14 protein-coding genes are annotated in these 16949 nt (G+C 71.2%); 10 read left to right on the top strand and 4 right to left on the bottom strand.

Going from position 1 to position 16949, the window contains the following annotated elements; genetic code table 11:
- The first annotated feature begins 141 nt into the window (after nucleotides 1-141).
- A complete protein-coding gene (locus OHA37_RS01945; RefSeq protein ID WP_266901776.1) occupies nucleotides 142-897 on the top strand; it encodes a carbonic anhydrase in 756 nt (251 codons plus the stop codon).
- 164 nt (nucleotides 898-1061) lie between these two features.
- Here OHA37_RS01945 and OHA37_RS01940 read toward each other — a convergent pair whose 3' ends face one another.
- A complete protein-coding gene (locus OHA37_RS01940; protein ID WP_266901774.1) occupies nucleotides 1062-1307 on the bottom strand; it encodes a hypothetical protein in 246 nt (81 codons plus the stop codon).
- 108 nt (nucleotides 1308-1415) lie between these two features.
- Between OHA37_RS01940 and OHA37_RS01935 the strand changes: the two genes are divergently transcribed.
- Nucleotides 1416-3335 (top strand): HelD family protein, encoded by a 1920-nt coding sequence (locus OHA37_RS01935; protein WP_266901772.1) that lies wholly within the window; start codon nucleotides 1416-1418, stop codon nucleotides 3333-3335.
- Nucleotides 3336-3347: 12 nt separating this feature from the next.
- On the opposite strand, the gene OHA37_RS01930 is transcribed toward OHA37_RS01935, so the two are convergent.
- Complete coding sequence (locus OHA37_RS01930; RefSeq protein ID WP_266901770.1) at nucleotides 3348-4163, bottom strand: bestrophin-like domain; 816 nt, start codon at nucleotides 4161-4163, stop codon at nucleotides 3348-3350.
- 314 nt (nucleotides 4164-4477) lie between these two features.
- Between OHA37_RS01930 and OHA37_RS01925 the strand changes: the two genes are divergently transcribed.
- The 3 genes from OHA37_RS01925 (at nucleotide 4478) to OHA37_RS01915 (ending at nucleotide 7446) form a co-directional block, all read left to right on the top strand.
- The gene (locus OHA37_RS01925; RefSeq protein ID WP_266912445.1) at nucleotides 4478-5767 is read left to right on the top strand and encodes a M14 family metallopeptidase; all 1290 of its coding nucleotides are present in this window, start codon (nucleotides 4478-4480) and stop codon (nucleotides 5765-5767) included.
- 154 nt (nucleotides 5768-5921) lie between these two features.
- On the top strand, nucleotides 5922-6839 hold the full coding sequence (locus OHA37_RS01920) for a MurR/RpiR family transcriptional regulator (protein WP_266901768.1): 918 nt from the start codon (nucleotides 5922-5924) through the stop codon (nucleotides 6837-6839).
- A gap of 406 nt (nucleotides 6840-7245) precedes the next feature.
- A complete protein-coding gene (locus tag OHA37_RS01915; protein ID WP_266901766.1) occupies nucleotides 7246-7446 on the top strand; it encodes a hypothetical protein in 201 nt (66 codons plus the stop codon).
- Between the two features lie 59 nt (nucleotides 7447-7505).
- Here the strand turns inward: OHA37_RS01915 and OHA37_RS01910 are convergent, their stop codons facing one another.
- Together OHA37_RS01910 and OHA37_RS01905 are read right to left on the bottom strand one after the other, a co-directional pair.
- Nucleotides 7506-7991, bottom strand: a complete 486-nt coding sequence (locus OHA37_RS01910) for a peroxiredoxin (protein ID WP_266901764.1) — start codon at nucleotides 7989-7991, stop codon at nucleotides 7506-7508.
- 111 nt (nucleotides 7992-8102) lie between these two features.
- Nucleotides 8103-9668, bottom strand: coding sequence for an oleate hydratase (locus tag OHA37_RS01905; RefSeq protein ID WP_266901762.1), 1566 nt, complete (start codon nucleotides 9666-9668; stop codon nucleotides 8103-8105).
- A 195-nt stretch (nucleotides 9669-9863) separates the two neighbouring features.
- On the opposite strand from OHA37_RS01905, the gene OHA37_RS01900 reads away from it, so the two are divergent.
- From OHA37_RS01900 to OHA37_RS01880, 5 genes are all read left to right on the top strand, one after another.
- Nucleotides 9864-10880 carry a LacI family DNA-binding transcriptional regulator gene (locus OHA37_RS01900; RefSeq protein ID WP_266901760.1) on the top strand — a complete coding sequence of 339 codons (1017 nt, stop codon included), beginning with the start codon at nucleotides 9864-9866 and terminating at the stop codon, nucleotides 10878-10880.
- Nucleotides 10881-11097: 217 nt separating this feature from the next.
- A complete protein-coding gene (locus tag OHA37_RS01895) occupies nucleotides 11098-12456 on the top strand; it encodes an extracellular solute-binding protein (protein WP_266901758.1) in 1359 nt (452 codons plus the stop codon).
- A 1-nt stretch (nucleotide 12457) separates the two neighbouring features.
- Nucleotides 12458-13363: a carbohydrate ABC transporter permease gene (locus OHA37_RS01890; protein WP_266901756.1), complete on the top strand. Its 906-nt coding sequence runs from the start codon at nucleotides 12458-12460 to the stop codon at nucleotides 13361-13363.
- 16 nt (nucleotides 13364-13379) lie between these two features.
- A complete protein-coding gene (locus tag OHA37_RS01885) occupies nucleotides 13380-14270 on the top strand; it encodes a carbohydrate ABC transporter permease (protein ID WP_266901754.1) in 891 nt (296 codons plus the stop codon).
- 129 nt (nucleotides 14271-14399) lie between these two features.
- The gene (locus OHA37_RS01880; RefSeq protein ID WP_266901752.1) at nucleotides 14400-16925 is read left to right on the top strand and encodes a right-handed parallel beta-helix repeat-containing protein; all 2526 of its coding nucleotides are present in this window, start codon (nucleotides 14400-14402) and stop codon (nucleotides 16923-16925) included.
- The last annotated feature ends 24 nt before the right edge of the window (nucleotides 16926-16949 follow it).

Genomic DNA, 16949 nt, shown 5'->3' with positions numbered 1-16949 from the left:
CGGGTGATCGACCAGTGAAACGGGGCGGCCGCGGGCGGTCCCTACAACTCCGTCGGCCCGATCGCGCCGGGCTCCGGGAGGAACCCGCCATTTCCGTCCGGGGGCGGTCGCGCGGGACCGGTGCGGGGTTAACGTCCCCGAATGTCCTCGAACACACAGGCGCCTTCCGCCAGTTCACCCAGTCGTCGCGTTCTCCTGCGCACCGCCCTGGCCGGGTCGGCGGCCGCCGGGTCCGTCCTCGGGCTCGGCTCCGTCTTCCCGGCCTCCGCCTCCGAGGCCTCCGCGGGAGGCTTGGACGGGGCCCGTCCGCAGACCCCGCAGGAGGCGCTGCGGCGCCTGGCGGCCGGCAACCGGCGCTGGGCGGCGTACCGCCAGCAGCACCCGCACGAGTCGCGTTCCGTACGCCTCCAAGTGGCGCGGGAACAGCACCCCTTCGCGATCGTGCTGGGCTGCGTCGACTCCCGGGTCCCGCCGGAGCTCGTCTTCGACCAGGGGCTCGGAGACCTGCTGACCGTACGCGCGGCGGGCGAGGTGCTGGACGAGGCGGTGCTCGGCAGCATCGCGTACGGGGTCCTGGAGCTCGGCGTCCCCCTGGTCCTGGTCCTCGCCCACCAGTCGTGCGGGGCCGTCGGCGCCGCGGTCCACGCGGAGGAGACGGGTACCGAGCTGCCCGCCCACATCCGGTACCTGGCCGAGCAGATCCGGCCCTCCATCGACCACGGTCAGCACGGGGAGGCCCGTGTCGCCGCCACCATCGATGCCCACGCGCGCCGGACCCGGGGCCTGCTGGCGGCGGAGCCGGACCTGGCCCGCAGGATAGCCACCGGCCGGCTCGCCGTGGCGGTCGCACGCTACGACCTGGACGACCAGAAGGTCCGCATGCTGCCAACCGAGTAATCACCGGGCGATACCGCTCGCATATCGCCGCCGCTACGCAAAAACACCCCGGACCGATTGACGGCCGGGGTGTTTGCCTGCGTATATTTGATGTTTCACATCGAGGCAGAGCCGAGACGTGAGAAAGCTTATGAGGACACCGTACCGCGTCAGGAGTGGAATTGTCAACCGAAGAATTCCGGAATGAGCAGCAATTCATCACGTCTCTCTACGCGCGCCTCGACGACCTGCGGGAGCAGGCCGAACGCGCCGTGCAGGGTGCGCTCGGCGAGCCTGGCGGCGGGTTCCAGGCGCGACTGGAGCGGGACGTCGTGGTCGCTGAACAGTCCGGTCTGCTTTCCGCTCTGAACTCGGGCGAAAGCGGCCTGTGTTTCGGCCGGCTGGAGTTCTCCGACGGCTCGGATCGCCACATCGGCCGCATTGGAATCAGGCAGGACGACCGGGAGCGAACCCCTCTCGTCCTCGATTGGCGGGCCGAAGTCGCACGGCCGTTCTATCTCGCGACCGGGTATTCCCCCATGGGGCTGCGCCGACGCCGCCACATCACCACCCGGGGCCGCGAGGTCACGGCCCTGCACGACGAGATCCTCGACCTCGCCGATACGGAACGCACCGGCCACGAGGGGGCCGACGCGGATGCCGTGCTGCTCTCCGCCCTCGACGCCGCCCGGACCGGCCGGATGCACGACATCGTGCAGACCATCCAGGCCGAGCAGGACCGCATCATCCGCTCCACGCACCGCGGAATCCTGGTGGTGGAGGGCGGCCCCGGCACCGGCAAGACCGCCGTGGCCCTGCACCGTGCCGCCTACCTGCTCTACGCGCACCGCGAGCTCCTCGCCAAGCGCGGCGTACTGATCGTCGGGCCGAACCCGGCCTTCCTCGGCTACATCGGCGAGGTCCTCCCGGCCCTCGGCGAGACCGGGGTGCTGCTCGCCACCCCCGGCGAGCTGTTCCCCGGCGTGCGCGCGAGCGCCGCCGACCGCCCCGGCGCCGCCGCCGTCAAGGGGCGCGCGGAGATGGCCGGGATCCTCGCCCGCGTCGTGAGCGACCGCCAGGCGCTGCCGGAGACCGTGCCCGCGGGCAGCGGCGAGGACGCAGACGTGGTCCCCGAACCGGCCCTGGAGATCGACCACGACGACTACGGGACGCTGCTGCTCGACCGGACCATGGCCCACGAGGCCCGGGACCGGGCCCGCGCCACCGGACTGCCGCACAACCTCGCGCGCCCGTACTTCGCCTTCCGGATCATCGACGCGCTCACCGAACAGCTCGCCGACCGGCTCGGCGCCGACCCCTACGGCGGCCCCAACCTGCTCGGCCCCGACGACATCGCCCAGCTGGGCAAGGAGATCGCGACCAGCGCCGAGGTGCACGCCGCCATCGACACGCTGTGGCCCCCGCTCACGCCCCGCCAGCTGATCTCCGACTACCTCGCCGAGCCCACGTACCTCCCCGAACGGGACGCAGCGCTGATCCGGCGCACGACGACGGGCGACGCGGACTGGACCCCGGCCGACGTCCCGCTGCTCGACGAGGCCGCCGAGCTGCTCGGAGTCGACGACACCGCGCGGCGCGCCGCCGAGGAGCGCGAGCGCCTCGAACGCGTCGCGTACGCGCAGGGCGTCCTCGACCTGTCGGCCGGGTCGGAGTCCTACGAGTTCGAGGACACGGAGAACGAGTTCCTCGCGGCGCACGACATCATCGACGCCGAGCGGATGGCGGAGCGCCAGGAGGAGGCCGACCACCGCAGCGCGGCCGAACGGGCCGCCGCCGACCGCACCTGGGCCTTCGGGCACGTCATCGTGGACGAGGCGCAGGAACTGTCCGCCATGGCCTGGCGCCTGCTCATGAGGCGCTGCCCGACCCGTTCCATGACCCTGGTGGGCGACCCGGCCCAGACCGGCGACGAAGCCGGCTGCGGTTCCTGGCGGCAGATCCTCGCGCCCTACGTGGAAGACCGCTGGGAGCTGGTGCGCCTCGGCGTCAACTACCGTACGCCCGCCGAGATCATGGAGCTGGCGGCAGCCGTGCTCCGGGCCCGCCACCCGGGCTTCGAGCCGCCGAGTTCGGTCCGTTCCACGGGGCGCCGGCCCTGGGTGGCGCGGACCGACGACCTGGCCGCGGCGGTGGCCGCCGCGGTACGCGAGGGCGCTCCGGCCGAGGGCCGCCTCGCGGTGATCGCCCCGCGCCCGCTGCACGAGGAACTGGCGGCCGCGCTGCCCGGCGTACGGGCGGGGGAGGAGCCCGACCTCACCCGGCCGGTGGTCCTGCTCGCACCGCGGCAGGCCAAGGGCCTGGAGTTCGACACGGTGATCGTCGTGGAACCGGCCGATCACGAGCCGAGCGACCTCTACGTGGCCCTGACGCGCGCGACCCAGACCCTGGGGGTGCTCCACACCGGCCGCCTGCCGGAGGGCCTGGACGGACAGCCGTAGCGGGAACGGGATCTACGAGCCGCTCCCCGGCGGCCTGGCCAGACCCTGCTCGTCGCACGGGAGCCGGTCCGCCGGGTAGTCGGCCAGGAAGTCCCGGACCGACTCCTTCCTGACCTCCGTCATCTGCACGGGTTCCACCACGATCACACCCCCGAAGGGGCGGTCCACGTCCCGGATGATGAGCAGGGTCGCGGTCAGCAGCACGGTGACGACGACCAGGGCGGCGAGCGGCCCCCTGTTGCCCTTGCGGGGCAGGCACAGAGCGAGGCCGACCACGGTCACGGCGAGGTTCACCAGCATGAACCAGTAGATCAGGCCCGGGATGGTCGGAGTGGATTCGGCCATCCTGGCCTGTCGGCCCAGAGACCGCTGATCATCCGCGGCGACCAGCATGCCGAACGTAGGGCTGTCCGTGCCCAGTTCCTTGAAGCTCGCGCGGAAGTCCCTGCTCCACACGCTGGGGGCCGGGGAGCCCTTGCCCCCGGCCATGGCCGGCCATTCCTTGTGCTCGACGGCGCGCGCGTAACAGACGGCGTCACCGCGCAGCCGCTCGCGCAACGCCGGGGGAGCGTAGTCCGCCACCTCCGCGAGGTGGTCCAGTGCGTGGGCCTCCGCCCGTGCGGCGTCGTCGGCCCGCCCGTTGGAGCTGGAGGCGGTGACGAGCATGAACGCGAGGATCAGGATCGTCAGGGTCATCAAGGGTCCGATGAGGTCGCGCACGCCCATGCCCTCGGCGTCGTCACCGCCCATCAGCCCGGGGCGCAGGAACCGGTTCGCGGCAAGCCCCGCGGCCAGTGCGAGGAAGGCGACGAGAACGGTGATCGTCACCGGCCGGCCTCCCCGGCGGCGGTACCGGGCGGCCCCGTCACGTATCCCACCAAGATCTCCTTCATAGGCTTCCGGGCCCCGGAGGGTCGCGCTTCCGTGATCCTCGTGTCCGTCCCGTCCCATCCGGCCCCGACCGCGCCCACGGCGCCCGAACACCACCCGAACGCCACCCGCACGGGTGCGGCGGTGGTGTCGTTCGACAGACGCGCGCAGTCCCGTACCGGAGGAACTCGCCCGGCCACCCGGGTGAGTTCAGGAGCGGAACCCCGCCGCGGCGGTACCGGGCCCGCTACAACCATGGCGTGATCGAGAAGATGACGGCGCGCGGCCTGTCCGCACTCGCCGCGACACTGACGGCCGTGCTCGCGGTGGCCCTGGCCCCTGATCCGGTGCGTGCGGCCGAAGGGGCGCCCCGTACCGGCTTCGAGGCCGCGTACGGAGCGAGGTGGACCAGCGAGTCCCAGGAGCGGGACCTCCTCCACGCGGTCGGCCGGCGGGGCGAGCGCGTCACCGTCCGGACCATCGGTACGACCGTGCGCGGCCGCCCGCTGCGGCTGGTGAGCCTGGGCCGGGGTCCCGTCACCGTGCTGCTGGTGTGCAGCCAGCACGGGGACGAGCCGGCGGGGCGCGAGGCGTGCCTGAGCACCGTACGGGACCTCGCCCACGCCCGGGACACGGCGGCCCGGCGCCTCCTGGAGACCGTCACCCTGCTCGTGGTCCCGACCGCCAACCCGGACGGACGGGCGGCCGGTACCCGCCCCAACGCCGGGGGCACCGACATCAACCGCGACCACATGGCCCTGACCTCGCCCGAGGCGCGGGCGATGGCCGCCGTGCTGCGCGACCACCGGCCGCACCTCGTGTACGACCTGCACGAGTACCGGGCGACACCGGGGACGTACGACAAGGACCTCTTCGACCTCTGGCCGCGCAACCTCAACACCGACCCGGCGGTGTACGCGCAGTCCCGCCTCCTGTCCGCCGCGTACGTGCGCGGTGCGGCCCACGCGGCCGGCCACTCCACCGGGACCTACGGCATCCGCACCGACCCCGTCACCGGCGCCCCGGCCGGGCAGTCCGCGGGCGACGGCCAGGAGCGGATCCTGCGCAACACGGCGGGCGTCAAACACGCGGTCGCGCTGCTCATCGAAAGCCGCATCGAAGCCCCCTCGGGCGCGGCCGGGGACGCGGAGCGGGCCGACCCGTCCCTCAACCACCGCCGCCGGGTCGACTCCCAACTGGCAGCCCTACAAGGCCTGTTCGCCTACGTTTCCACGCGTACGGGCCCCCTGGCCGCGGCCTCGGACGCAGCCCGCCGGGCTGCGGGGAGCGCGCTGGGCCCCGTCCCTCTGGGCGGCGCGGACAACGCCCCCGCGGCCGGGGGCGAGATCCTCGCCGACCCGCCCTGCGGCTACCGGCTCACCCCGGCCCGGTACGCCGCGACCGGCGGCCGCCTCGCCCTCCACGGCGTACGGGCCGTACCCACCGCCGACGGCGGCGCGTTCGTTCCGCTGGGCCAGCCCCTGCGCGCCCTCGCGGTGCTCCTCCTCGACCCCCGGGCCCCGCACCGGATCACAACGGGGCAGCCGGTGCAGGTCTGCTGACGTGGCGTCACTTCGAGTGGAGGTGGCGGTACCGGTGCGCACCGCGGGCTCCCGGGACGCCCCCTGCGGCCGGCCGCAGGGGGAAGCGCGCTGGTCAGCCGGATGCCGTGAGCTATGTTGGGATCACGGAGTGGCACGAGAGGGAGGTCCGCCGGTGTCATCGGGGCAGCAGGCGCGCGCACAGGCGGCAGCGATCACGCCGGGCGGGCAGGCGGTCGATCACGAGCGGGCTCCCGCCGACCGGGTCCGGGCGCTGTTCGACGGGCACCCGCTCTCGCCGGGCCAGCGCCGGATCGCCCAGTACCTCGTCGACCACCTCACCGAGGCGGCGTTCCTCTCCATCACCGAGCTCGCGGAGCGGGCCGGCGTGAGCCAGCCGTCCGTGACCCGCTTCGCCTCGGCCCTCGGCTTCAGTGGATATCCCGCCCTGCGGGACGTGCTCCAGCCGATCGCGCTCAGCGCGGTGGCCGGCGCCCCGGACAGCCCCGAACAGACCCGGCGCAACGAACTGCAGGCGGCCGTCGACGCCGAGATCGAGAACCTGCGCACCGTCCGGCAGCTGCTCGCCGACACCGACCAGGTGCTCGACATCGGGCGCGAGCTGGCCCGGTCGGTGCCGCTGACGGTCCTCGGGCTGCGGATCTCCGTCTCGCTGGCGGAGTACTTCGCGTACGCGGCCCGCCGGATCCACCCCGACGTGCGCCTGGTGACCGGCGGCGGCAGCGTCGCCTCCGACGCACTGCTGCAGGCCCGTGCGGCGGGCGGGAGCTGGGTCCTGGCCTTCGCGATGCCCCGGCACGCCAAGGAGACCCTGGCGGCGCTGCGGGTGGCCCGCGGCGCGGGGCTGAAGATCGCGTTGATCACGGACCGCACGCTGGGGCCGCTGGTGGACGAAGCCGATGTGGCGCTGACGGCCGGTACCGGTTCGCGGCTGGTCTTCGACTCGTACTCGGCGCCGGGCGTCCTGTCCGCGGCGCTGCTCCAGGCGATGGCGGACGCGGACCCCGAGCGGACGCAGGCCCGGCTCGAAAGCTATGAGCAGGCCGCGGACCAGCACGGCTTCTTCCTCTAGGGCACCCCTAGGGCGAACTGGTGTGAGCCGTCATATTCACACCCTGCCCGCACATGAATATTTTCATACCCTTGCGTACTCGGCGGTATATATGTTTACTGATGGCGGCGCGGTCATCCGTCAAGATGCCAAGGAAGGTGTCCCCACACCGTCCTAGAACCAGATACCGGCGTGACGTTTCTCCTCCTCACGTGACGCCAGGTGTCCCGTCCGGCTTTCGGATCCCGCAGCGCCTCCGCGGCCTCGGCCAACCCCTGGGCCGAGGCCGCCCAGTACCTCTCCACCGGCGATCGGCGACGTTCGTCCGATCGGCTTGCTCTCGGCCCTGCCCGGCGGTGTGACGGGACAGACGGGCGAGGCCTCTTTAGGTTCGAGGGTGCTCACAGCCCCCTCGAAAGGTGGATCCATGCGTTCCGTACGCTCCGCGCTCTCCGTGGTCGCCGCCGGTCTCATCGTCCTCGGCTGCGCCTCCGCGGCCGCCGCCGATGTGACCGTCAACGCCCCGTCCGAGAAGTCGTACACGATCGTCTTCGGCGACTGGCTGCAGTTCGCCGCCGACGACGTGTTCAACGCGGGCCTCAACAACACGGTGGGTTCCAACAACTGAGCACCGGCTCCGAGGTCCCCGCTCGTCCGGCCCCGCCGGACGGCCGGGGGCCCGGCGCGTCAGCCGGTGGAGACGCCGACGAGCTGCTCCGCGATGGTGTCCGCCGAAGGGAACCTCATGCCCAGGGTCCCGACGTGCTTCCAGTGCAGGGTGCCGTCCGGCGCGATGACGAAGACGGACCGCCGCAGACCGATCACGGGAGCCGCGATGCCGAAGGCGCGGGCCACCTCGCGGTCGGTGTCGGCGAGCAGCGGGATCCGCAGGCCGCGGGCCCGGGCGAAGGCCTCGTGGCTCTCCACGCCCTGCGGGCTGATGCCCCACACCTGGGCGCCGCACGCGGAGAGCGCCTCCAGCCCGTCGGAGTAGGAGCACAACTGCGTCGTGCAGACGGGGGTGTTGTCGCCGGGGTAGAAGGCGAGAACGACCGGGTTCCCGCGCTGCTCGCCGAGCGCGTACTGCCCGCGGACGAACACGTCCTCGCTGAGCAGGCCGCCGGGGAGCGAGAAATCGCCCACCACATCGCCCACGTCCGGGATTCGGGTCACGATGGCCGCACCTCTCTGTCGTAGAGGGGCGTACGGTACCCGGTCGCGCCCGCCGTGTCGCCGCCCGGAGACCGGGGGTGGGGGCGGCGGGACGGACGCGACCGCTCGGCCTCAGCGGCGGTGCATCGTGTGCAGGGCTTCGAGGAGCACCTTGGGATCGTGGCCGCCCTTGTAGACCGGCGGCGGCTGCCGGTCCAGGTGCAGCAGCCGGGCCACCGCGGTCCACGCGGTGCGCACCGAGTACTCGACGGTGAACACCACGTCGTCGGGGACCTCGGCGTACTGGCCGATGAAGGCCAGGTTGGTGGAGCCCTCCGGGACGACCTCGGGCCGGTCGCCGGCCTTGCGCACCAGGAACTGGCTGGTGATGTACGGCATCAGCGCCGGAACGACGACCGAGGACTCCAGGATCTGCTCGCTCTGTTCGAGCCGCAGGTGTCCGAGCACCTCGGTGAGGATCTCGCGGCCCGTGCACTCGGCCATCGTCTTGCCCACGTGGTCGCCGGCCTTGTCCGGGAACAGGGCGTACCCCCACCAGACGTAGGTGCCCTCGGGCTGCTCGTGGAAGTGTGGCTGGTGGTTGAGGACGATGGTCAGCAGCCAGCCGGAGTCCTTGAAGGTGATCAGACCGCCCTTGCCGGCCTCGCTGCCGGAGAACTCCTCCATGGCCTTGAAGAAGGTCGGGTCCTGGGTGGTCACGGTGAAGGAGCCCCAGGTGGAGTCCGAGACGGAGGAGTCGAACACCGAGGGGTCGCCCAGGTGGGGGCGCTTGGCGGCCAGGGTCTGCCACAGGCGCCAGGAGTCGTCCGGCTCGGAGGTGTCCAGTACGGCGGGGGTGTCGGTGGATCCCAGGGTCGAGTTCGCGGTCATCGATCCGTTGGTGACGAACACCAGGTCCTCGGCGGCGACGGGGATCCGCACGGCCGAGCCCTCCCGCGTACAGGCGAGGGCGGTGGCGGTGGTGCCCTCGCCGTCGGCCAGCTCCACGTCGGTGACGGTGGTGTTCATCGAGAACACGACGCCGTTGCTCCGCAGCCAGCTCTGGAGGGGGCGCACGATCGAGTCGTACTGGTTGAAGCGGGTGCGGTAGATGCCCGACATGGTGTCGAAGGTCTTGAAGAGGTGCACGAACCGGTTGAGGTAGCGCCGGAACTCGATCGCCGAGTGCCAGGGCTCGAAGGCGAAGGTCGTGCACCACATGTACCAGAAGTTGGTGGTGAAGAACGCGGGCGTGAAGCAGTCGGAGATCCGCTTGCCGTCGAGCCGGGACTCGGGGGAGGCCACGCACGCGACGAGGTCCAGGCGGTCGCGCTCGGAGAACCCCATCGAGCGGGTGTCGACCCGCAGGCCGGAGGAGTCGACCAGGCGGGCCTTGTCGTTCCAGGCGAAGTCCTCGTGGAAGGCGAAGGTGTCCTCGGTGACCGAGGTGCCCGGAGCGTCCAGCGAGGGGATGGAGCGCAGCAGGTCGTAGGTGCACTCGAAGTGCAGCTCGAACATCCGGCCGCCGCGCATGGTGTAGCCGTTCTCGGGGTCTCCCGCGGCGTCCAGGCTTCCGCCGGTGCGGCCCTGGGCTTCCAGGATCGTGATGTCCGAGCCCGCGAAACCGCCCTCCCTGATCAGCAGTGCCGCCGCCGACAGGGAAGCGATGCCGGCACCCACCAGATAGGCCTTCGCCACGATGTGTCTCCTCGCCCTGGCCGTACGCACCCCGGTCGGCCGTACGGTCACCCACCCAGGCCACCACCCCCTGTGCCCTGCCGCGACTCGGGTGCGCCGTTGGACGGGTGTTCCGGGCGGGAACCCGTACTCCGCTTGCAAGAGATTTGCGTATCAGGGACTGGTTTTTGCGCACCCGGCTGGTAGCTTGGTCGCGTGAGCACCCAGAGGCTAGCCCAGGTGGCCGAGATGGCCGGCGTCAGCACGACTACGGTGAGTCGCGTACTGAACGGCAACAGGGACGTGGCGCCCGCCACCCGCGAGGCGGTCCTGACGGCCGTCGACGTGTGCGGGTTCGAGCGCCCGGTGGAGTTCCGCAAGGAGCGGGCCCAGCTGATCGGACTGGTGGTGCCCGACCTCCAGAACCCCGTCTTCTCCGCTTCGGCGGAAGCCCTCGCCGGACTGCTCAACGGCCAGGGCCTGGTCCCCGTGCTGTGCACGCGCACGGCCGACGGGGTCTCGGAGTCCCACTACGTCGACATGCTGCTCGGGCAGAACGTCGGCGGCATCGTGTTCGTCGGCGCCAGCTACACGGACATAGGCGAGGCCCAGGGCCGCGAGCTGCGCCGCCGCGCGATCCCCGTCGTCCTGGTGAATCCGGCCGATGAGAACCCGGGCGTCGCGCAGGTCTCGGTGGACGACGCCGGGGCGGCCGAGCAGGCGCTGGCGCACCTGTCGGCGCTCGGCCACGAGCGGATCGGGATGATCGTGGGCCCCTCCGGGCACGTCCCCTCGGTCCGTAAACTCGCAGGTTACGCGGCTTTCAATGCCCGCCGCGGGGTCCCGGCCCAGGAGTGGCGGCCGCTCGTCGCCCACGCGCTCTTCTCGATGGAGGGCGGCGCCACGGCGATCACCCAGCTGCTCGCGCGCGGGGTGACGGCGGTGGTCTGCGCGAGCGACGCCCTCGCTCTCGGCGCCATCCGCGGTGCGCGCCGCCGGGGCTTGAGCGTGCCGGCCCAACTGTCCGTCGTGGGCTTCGACGACTCGCTCTTCATGGTCGCCACCGACCCGCCGCTGACGACGTCCCGCCAGCCCGTCGCGGCCATGGCCTCGGCAGCGGTGCAGTTCCTGACCGAGCAGATCCGTACCGGGGTGGGCCTGTCCGCGGAGATCCTCTTCGACACCGAACTCATCGTCCGGTCATCCACCGCGCGCTCGTTCCCGGGGCGCTGACGGGGGAGCGGATGCGGAGCGAGAAGGAGGGGGCCCGGCGCAAGCCGGGCCCCTCCGCATGTCGGGGGGAGGCCTTCGAGGTGACGGCCCGACATCACGTTCTGTCACATCCCTGAATCTTGATGCTTAATGTCTTGCGTAACATTATTGACTTCTTGCGTTCACGGCTTCTACTGTCGCGCCATCGAAGCCCGACCCGCTCGGAAGGCCTGTTCGCATGGATGGCATCACCAGACGTCGCGCCCTGTTCATCTCCACCGCCCTCGTGGCGAGCCTCGCAACCGCCGCCTGCGGCGGTGCGCCGGCCCCGGCCGGCGACAAGGCCGGCGGGGTGGTGACGATCACGGTCAACGGCATGCCGGCGGCCACGCAGGCCGCCGACCGAAAGGACTTCGAGGAGCTGGTCAAGCAGTTCGAAGCGGCGCACCCGAAGATCAAGATCGATGCCCGCGAAGGCCAGATGGATCCGAAGACCTTCGCGGCCAAACTCGCCGGGGGCCAGCTCGAAGACGTCTACTACGTCTACTTCACCGACCCGGCCGGGCTCATCCAGCGCAAGCAGGGCGCCGACATCACCCCCTACCTGGCCGACGTCCCCTATCTGTCCGACATACGCCCCGAGCTCCAGAAGGTGTTCAAGGACAAGGCGGGCAAGACCTACGGCCTGCCCACCGGCAACTACTCCATGGGCCTCGTCTACAACCGCGAGCTCTTCCGCAAGGCCGGACTCGACCCCGACAAGCCCCCCACCACCTGGGAAGAGGTCCGGGCCGCCGCGAAGAAGATCAGCGCGCTGGGCGAGGACACCGTGGGGTACGCCGACTACAGCAAGAACAACCAGGGCGGCTGGCACCTGACGTCCTGGCTGTACTCCATGGGCGGCGAGGTCGCCGCCGAGGAGAACGGCAAGTGGAAGGCCGCCTTCGACAGCGACGCGGGCCGCAAGGCGCTCCAGACCCTGCACGACATGCGCTGGACCGACCGGAGCATGGGCACCCGCCAGCTCCTGGAGATCGGCGACGTCCAGAAGATGATGGGCTCCGGCAAGCTCGGGATGTACATGGCCGGGCCCGACAACATCCCCACCATCGTCAAGCAGTTCGAGCGCAAGTACGAGGAGTTCGGCCTGGCGGCCCTCCCCGGCACGGCCACCCTCGGCGGCGGCGACGGCTTCATGTTCAACCCCAAGGCCACGCCCGAGAAGATCAAGGCCGGTCTGCAGTGGATCCAGTGGAAGTACCTCAACCCCGACCGGGAGGAGGAGAACGTCACCAAGTTCTCCGGCCTGGGCGTCCCGATCGGCCTTCCCCAGCCGAACCTGTTCGCGGGCGCCGCCCAGCAGAAGATCCAGGCCGTCCACGCCGCGCACGCCAACGTGCCGCAGGAGAACTACAAGCCGTTCGTCGACCGCAGCCCCCAGGTCGAGGTCAAGGTCGAGCCGCCGAACGCGCAGCAGCTCTACACCGTCCTGGACGGCGTCATGCAGTCGGTCCTGACCAAGGAGGACGCGGACATCGACACCCTGCTGAAGGACGCCGCCGCCCGCGCCGACTCCATCCTCGCCACGGTGAAGTGACATGTCCGCACTCCCCACTCCCGCGGCCCCCGCCACGGGTCGGGCCCGCCGCCTGCGGGAGAACCTCGTCGCCTACCTCTTCCTCTCCGCCGGACTGATCTGCTTCGCGCTGTTCGCCTGGTACCCGATCGTCCGCGGCGTCCTCCTCGGCTTCCAGCAGGTGACCTTCGCCCAGCCGGCCGAGTGGGTCGGCCTGGACAACTTCCGCCGCCTCTTCGACGACCCGCTCTTCGCCACCGCCTGGCGCAACACCGGCTACTTCACGCTGCTGGCGCTCGTCTTCGGCTTCGCCGCCCCGTTCGTCACGGCCGTCGTCCTGAACGAGGTCCGGCGCGGCCAGTCGTACCTGCGGCTCACCGTCTACCTCCCGGTGATGCTCCCGCCCATCGTGACCATGCTGCTGTGGCGCTGGTTCTACGATCCGGGCCCGGGCCTCTTCAACAACGTGCTCGGCGTCCTGCACCTGCCCGCCCAGCAGTGGCTGGAGTCGGAACACCTCGCGATGATCTCCCTGGTCCTCGTCTCCACCTGGGCCAACATGGGCACCACGACCCTCATCTACCTGGCGGCCCTCGGCGGCATCCCGGGGGAGCTCTACGAAGCGGCCGAACTCGACGGGGCCTCCATCCGCCGGCGCCTGTGGCACGTCACGATCCCGCAGGTCAGGTTCATCCTCATGATCACCCTGCTGCTCCAGGTCATCGGCACCATGCAGGTGTTCGTCGAGCCCTTCGTCCTCACCGGCGGCGGCCCCAACGAAGCCACCGTCACCATCCTGCTGCTCCTCTACCGCTACGCCTTCGTCTACAACGACTTCGGCCTGGCCAGCGCGATGAGCACCCTGCTCTTCGTGGTCCTGGGCCTCTTCGCCGGCCTCTACCTGCGGCTGACCCGGACCAAGGACTGAAAGGAGGGCGGGCCGCATGGCCGCCACCGAACCCCGCTCCCGCACACTCATCGCGCCCGCCGAACTGACCCGGCCCGTCGGCCGGTTCCTGCACCGCTTCGTCCTGGGCACGACCCTGACCGGCTTCACCCTGGCCTTCGTCTTCCCGCTCTACTGGATGACCACCGGCGCCCTCAAGACCTCCGCGGAGCTGTCCCAGCCGCACCCCACGCTGCTCCCGAGCAGCTGGCACCCGGAGAGCTACGCGGAGGCCTGGACGAACACGGGCCTCGCCGGGTACTTCTTCAACACCTTCCTGCTCGCCTTCGGAGCCCTGCTCTTTCAGCTCGTCATCGACGTCTCCGCCGCGTACGCGCTGTCCAAGCTCCGTCCGGTCCTGGGCAACGCCGTGCTCGCGATGATGCTGGCCACCCTGATGCTGCCGGTGTCCGCCCTGCTCGTACCCGCGTACCTCACCGTCGTGGACGTTCCCCTCGTCCACGTGAACCTGATCAACACACCGTTCGCGATCTGGCTGCCCGCCGCGGCGAACGCCTTCAACGTCTTCATCCTCAAACGGTTCTTCGACCAGATCCCCGCGGAACTGCTCGACGCGGCCCGGATCGACGGCGCGGGCACCGTGCGGATCCTCGTCTCGGTGGTCCTCCCGCTGTCCCGTCCGGTGCTGGCCGTGGTGTCGATCTTCGCCGTGGTCGGAGTCTGGAAGGACTTCCTCTGGCCGATGCTCGTCCTGCCGGACGAGAGGAAGCAGCCGGTCACCGTCGCCCTGAACCGCCTCGCGGAGTTCATGCCGGCCAACCAGCTCCTCGCAGGCATGGTCATGGCGAGCATCCCGCTGCTGGTCCTCTTCCTCGTCTTCCAGCGGCACATCATCTCCGGCCTCACCGCCGGCAGCCTCAAGGGCTGATCACTCCCCGGCCGGCCCTCCCCGCCCCGACTCCTCGTCACCGCCGCAGCGACGGAACGCCGCGGCGGCCCCCACCGCGCCCTGTGGCCCCCGCGCGCAGGGCGCGCCCTTCAGAAAGGACACGCCGCCGTGTCTTCTTCCCGAGGAACCCGCACCAGAGCCGCACGCCTCGTCTCCCCGTTCCTCCTCACCGCCCTGGCCGCCACCGGCCTCACCGGCACCCTCGCCACCACCTCGTACGCCGTCGCCGTCACCCTGGAAGCGGAGTCGGCCGCCCTCTCCGGCGGGGCCCGAGCCGAGTCGGCGCATTCCGGTTTCACCGGCTCCGGCTACGTCGGCGGTTTCACGGACGGCAACAAGGGGGCGGCCTCCGCCTCTTTCGCGGTGCAGTCGACCGCGGCCGGTACGGGCTCGGTGGCGATCCGGTACGCCAACGGGACGGGCGCGGCCCGGACCCTGAGCCTCTATGTCAACGGGGTCAAGGTCCGCCAGGTGTCCCTCCCGGCCACCGCGAACTGGGACACCTGGGCCGTCCGCGAGGAGCCGGTCCCGCTGGCGAGCGGAGCCAATACGGTCGCGCTGACCTTCACCACCGCCGACTCCGGCAACGTCAACCTCGACAGCCTCACCCCCACCAGCCCGACGACCACGCCCACCGACCCACCGCCCGCCTCCCTCAGCCACCAGGCCGAGACCGCCTTCGCCTCGGGCGGCCCCGCGCCCGCCTCCGCGGTCACCGGCTTCAGCGGCGCCGGCTATCTGACGGGCTTCACCGCCACCGGTGCCCGAGCCGTCTTCTCCGTCTCCGCCCCCACCGCCGCCACCCGGCAGGTGGCCGTGCGGTACCGCACCCCCGGGGCGAACGCCGCGACCATCACCCTGACCGCGAACGGCGTCCCCGTACGCCGCCTCACCCTCCCCGCCACTTCGGGAGCCTGGGCCGGCTTCACCACCGACGCGCCCCTGCGCGCCCAGCTCAACACCCTCACCCTGCGCACGGAGGCCGGGGACAACGGCGACCTCCAGCTCGACGGCATCGACGTCACCGGCTCCGCGCCCAGCGCCGCCCGCGGCGCGAGCCTTCCGTACACCGCCTACGAGGCCGAGGCCGGCGCGACCAACGCCTCCGTCACCGGGCCGGACCGCACCTACAAGACCCTCGCCTCGGAAGCGTCGGGCCGCCGGGCCGTCGTACTCGACCAGACGGGGGAGTACGTCCAGTTCACGCTGGCCAAGGCCGCGAACGCCTTGACCGTGCGCTATTCGATCCCGGACAACGCCGCCGGCACGGGGACCAACGCCAGCCTCAGCCTCTACGCCAACGGCGTCCACTCCAAGGACCTGGCCCTCACCTCCAAGTACGGCTGGGTCTACGGCGCCTACCCCTACGGCAACGACCCCGCGCAGGGCGAGGCCCACCGCTTCTTCGACGAGACCCGCACCCTCACCGGTGACTTCCCCGCCGGAACCGTGCTGAAGTTCCAGAAGGACGCCGGGGACACCGCCGCCTCCTACGCCATCGACCTCGTCGAGACCGAGACCGCCCCGACGGCCCCCACAATGCCCGCCACCGGATTCGTCTCCGCCGCCGCCCTAGGCGTCACCGCGAACGACTCGGGCGACGACACCGCCGCCCTCAACACCGCACTGTCCACGGTCACCGGCCAGGGCAAGGGCCTGTGGCTGCCGGCCGGCACCTACGACATCTCCGGATCCGTGAACCTCACCGGAGCCGTCCTGCGCGGCGCCGGCGAATGGCACACCACCCTGCGCGGCAAGAACGGCAAGGGGGGCCTCTTCGGGCGCGGCGGCACCAGCACCGTGCAGGACCTGGCGATCACCGGAGAGGCCGATCACCGCGACGACGCCAACAGCGACGCCGCCGTGGAGGGAGACTTCGGCTCCGGATCCACCCTGCAGAACCTCTGGATCCAGCACAGCAAGGTCGGCCTCTGGATCGACGCACCGACCCGGGGCCTGCTCGCCACCGGCCTGCGCATCCGGGACACGTACGCGGACGGGGTCAACCTGCACAAGGGCACCACGGGCAGCGAGGTCTCCCAGAGCAGCATCCGCAACACCGGCGACGACGCCCTGGCGATGTGGTCGGAGGCGCAGGCCGTCACCGACTGCGTGCTCCGCTTCAACACGGTCCAGCTCCCGCTGCTCGCCAACGGAGCCGCCATCTACGGCGGCAGCGGCAACCGGATCGAGGACAACCTGGTCTCCGACACCGTCACCGGCGCCGCGGGAATCGCCGTCAGCACCCGCTTCGGCATCCCCTTCAGCGGACCGGCGACCGTCCAGCGCAACACCATCGACCGGGCCGGAGGCTACGAGCCCAACTGGGCGAGCAAGCTCGGCGCCCTGTGGGTGTACGCCGACACCTCCGAGATCACCACCCCGGTGATCCTCCAGGACAACGACATCCTGGACAGCACCTACAGCGGACTGCTCGTCTCCTGGCAGAAGAACGTCGGGAACCTGACCGTGAAGAACACCAGGATCGCCAAGGCCGGCGGCTACGGCATCGAGATCAACGCGGCCGGATCGGGCACCTTCAGCGGGGTCACGGTCACCGACGCCGCCACCGGCGGACTGAGCCTCGCAGGCGGCTTCGCCGTCAGCCGCGGAGCCGGCAACTCGGGCTGGTAGCAACACCGTACGGCTCCTCCGCCT

Source organism: Streptomyces sp. NBC_00335 (genome assembly GCF_036127095.1).
Classification (GTDB): Bacteria; Actinomycetota; Actinomycetes; order Streptomycetales; family Streptomycetaceae; genus Streptomyces.
The sequence above is the reverse complement of the archived record's forward strand: the minus strand, read 5'-3'. Positions and strand labels throughout refer to the sequence as shown.

Coding starts and splice junctions, on each gene's coding strand:
- OHA37_RS01915 (WP_266901766.1), top strand. CDS start 7,246: ATGCGTTCCGTACGCTCCGCGCTCTCCGTGGTCGCCGCCGGTCTCATC.
- OHA37_RS01885 (WP_266901754.1), top strand. CDS start 13,380: ATGGCCGCCACCGAACCCCGCTCCCGCACACTCATCGCGCCCGCCGAA.
- OHA37_RS01890 (WP_266901756.1), top strand. CDS start 12,458: ATGTCCGCACTCCCCACTCCCGCGGCCCCCGCCACGGGTCGGGCCCGC.
- OHA37_RS01935 (WP_266901772.1), top strand. CDS start 1,416: ATGGGGCTGCGCCGACGCCGCCACATCACCACCCGGGGCCGCGAGGTC.
- OHA37_RS01925 (WP_266912445.1), top strand. CDS start 4,478: ATGACGGCGCGCGGCCTGTCCGCACTCGCCGCGACACTGACGGCCGTG.
- OHA37_RS01895 (WP_266901758.1), top strand. CDS start 11,098: ATGGATGGCATCACCAGACGTCGCGCCCTGTTCATCTCCACCGCCCTC.
- OHA37_RS01945 (WP_266901776.1), top strand. CDS start 142: ATGTCCTCGAACACACAGGCGCCTTCCGCCAGTTCACCCAGTCGTCGC.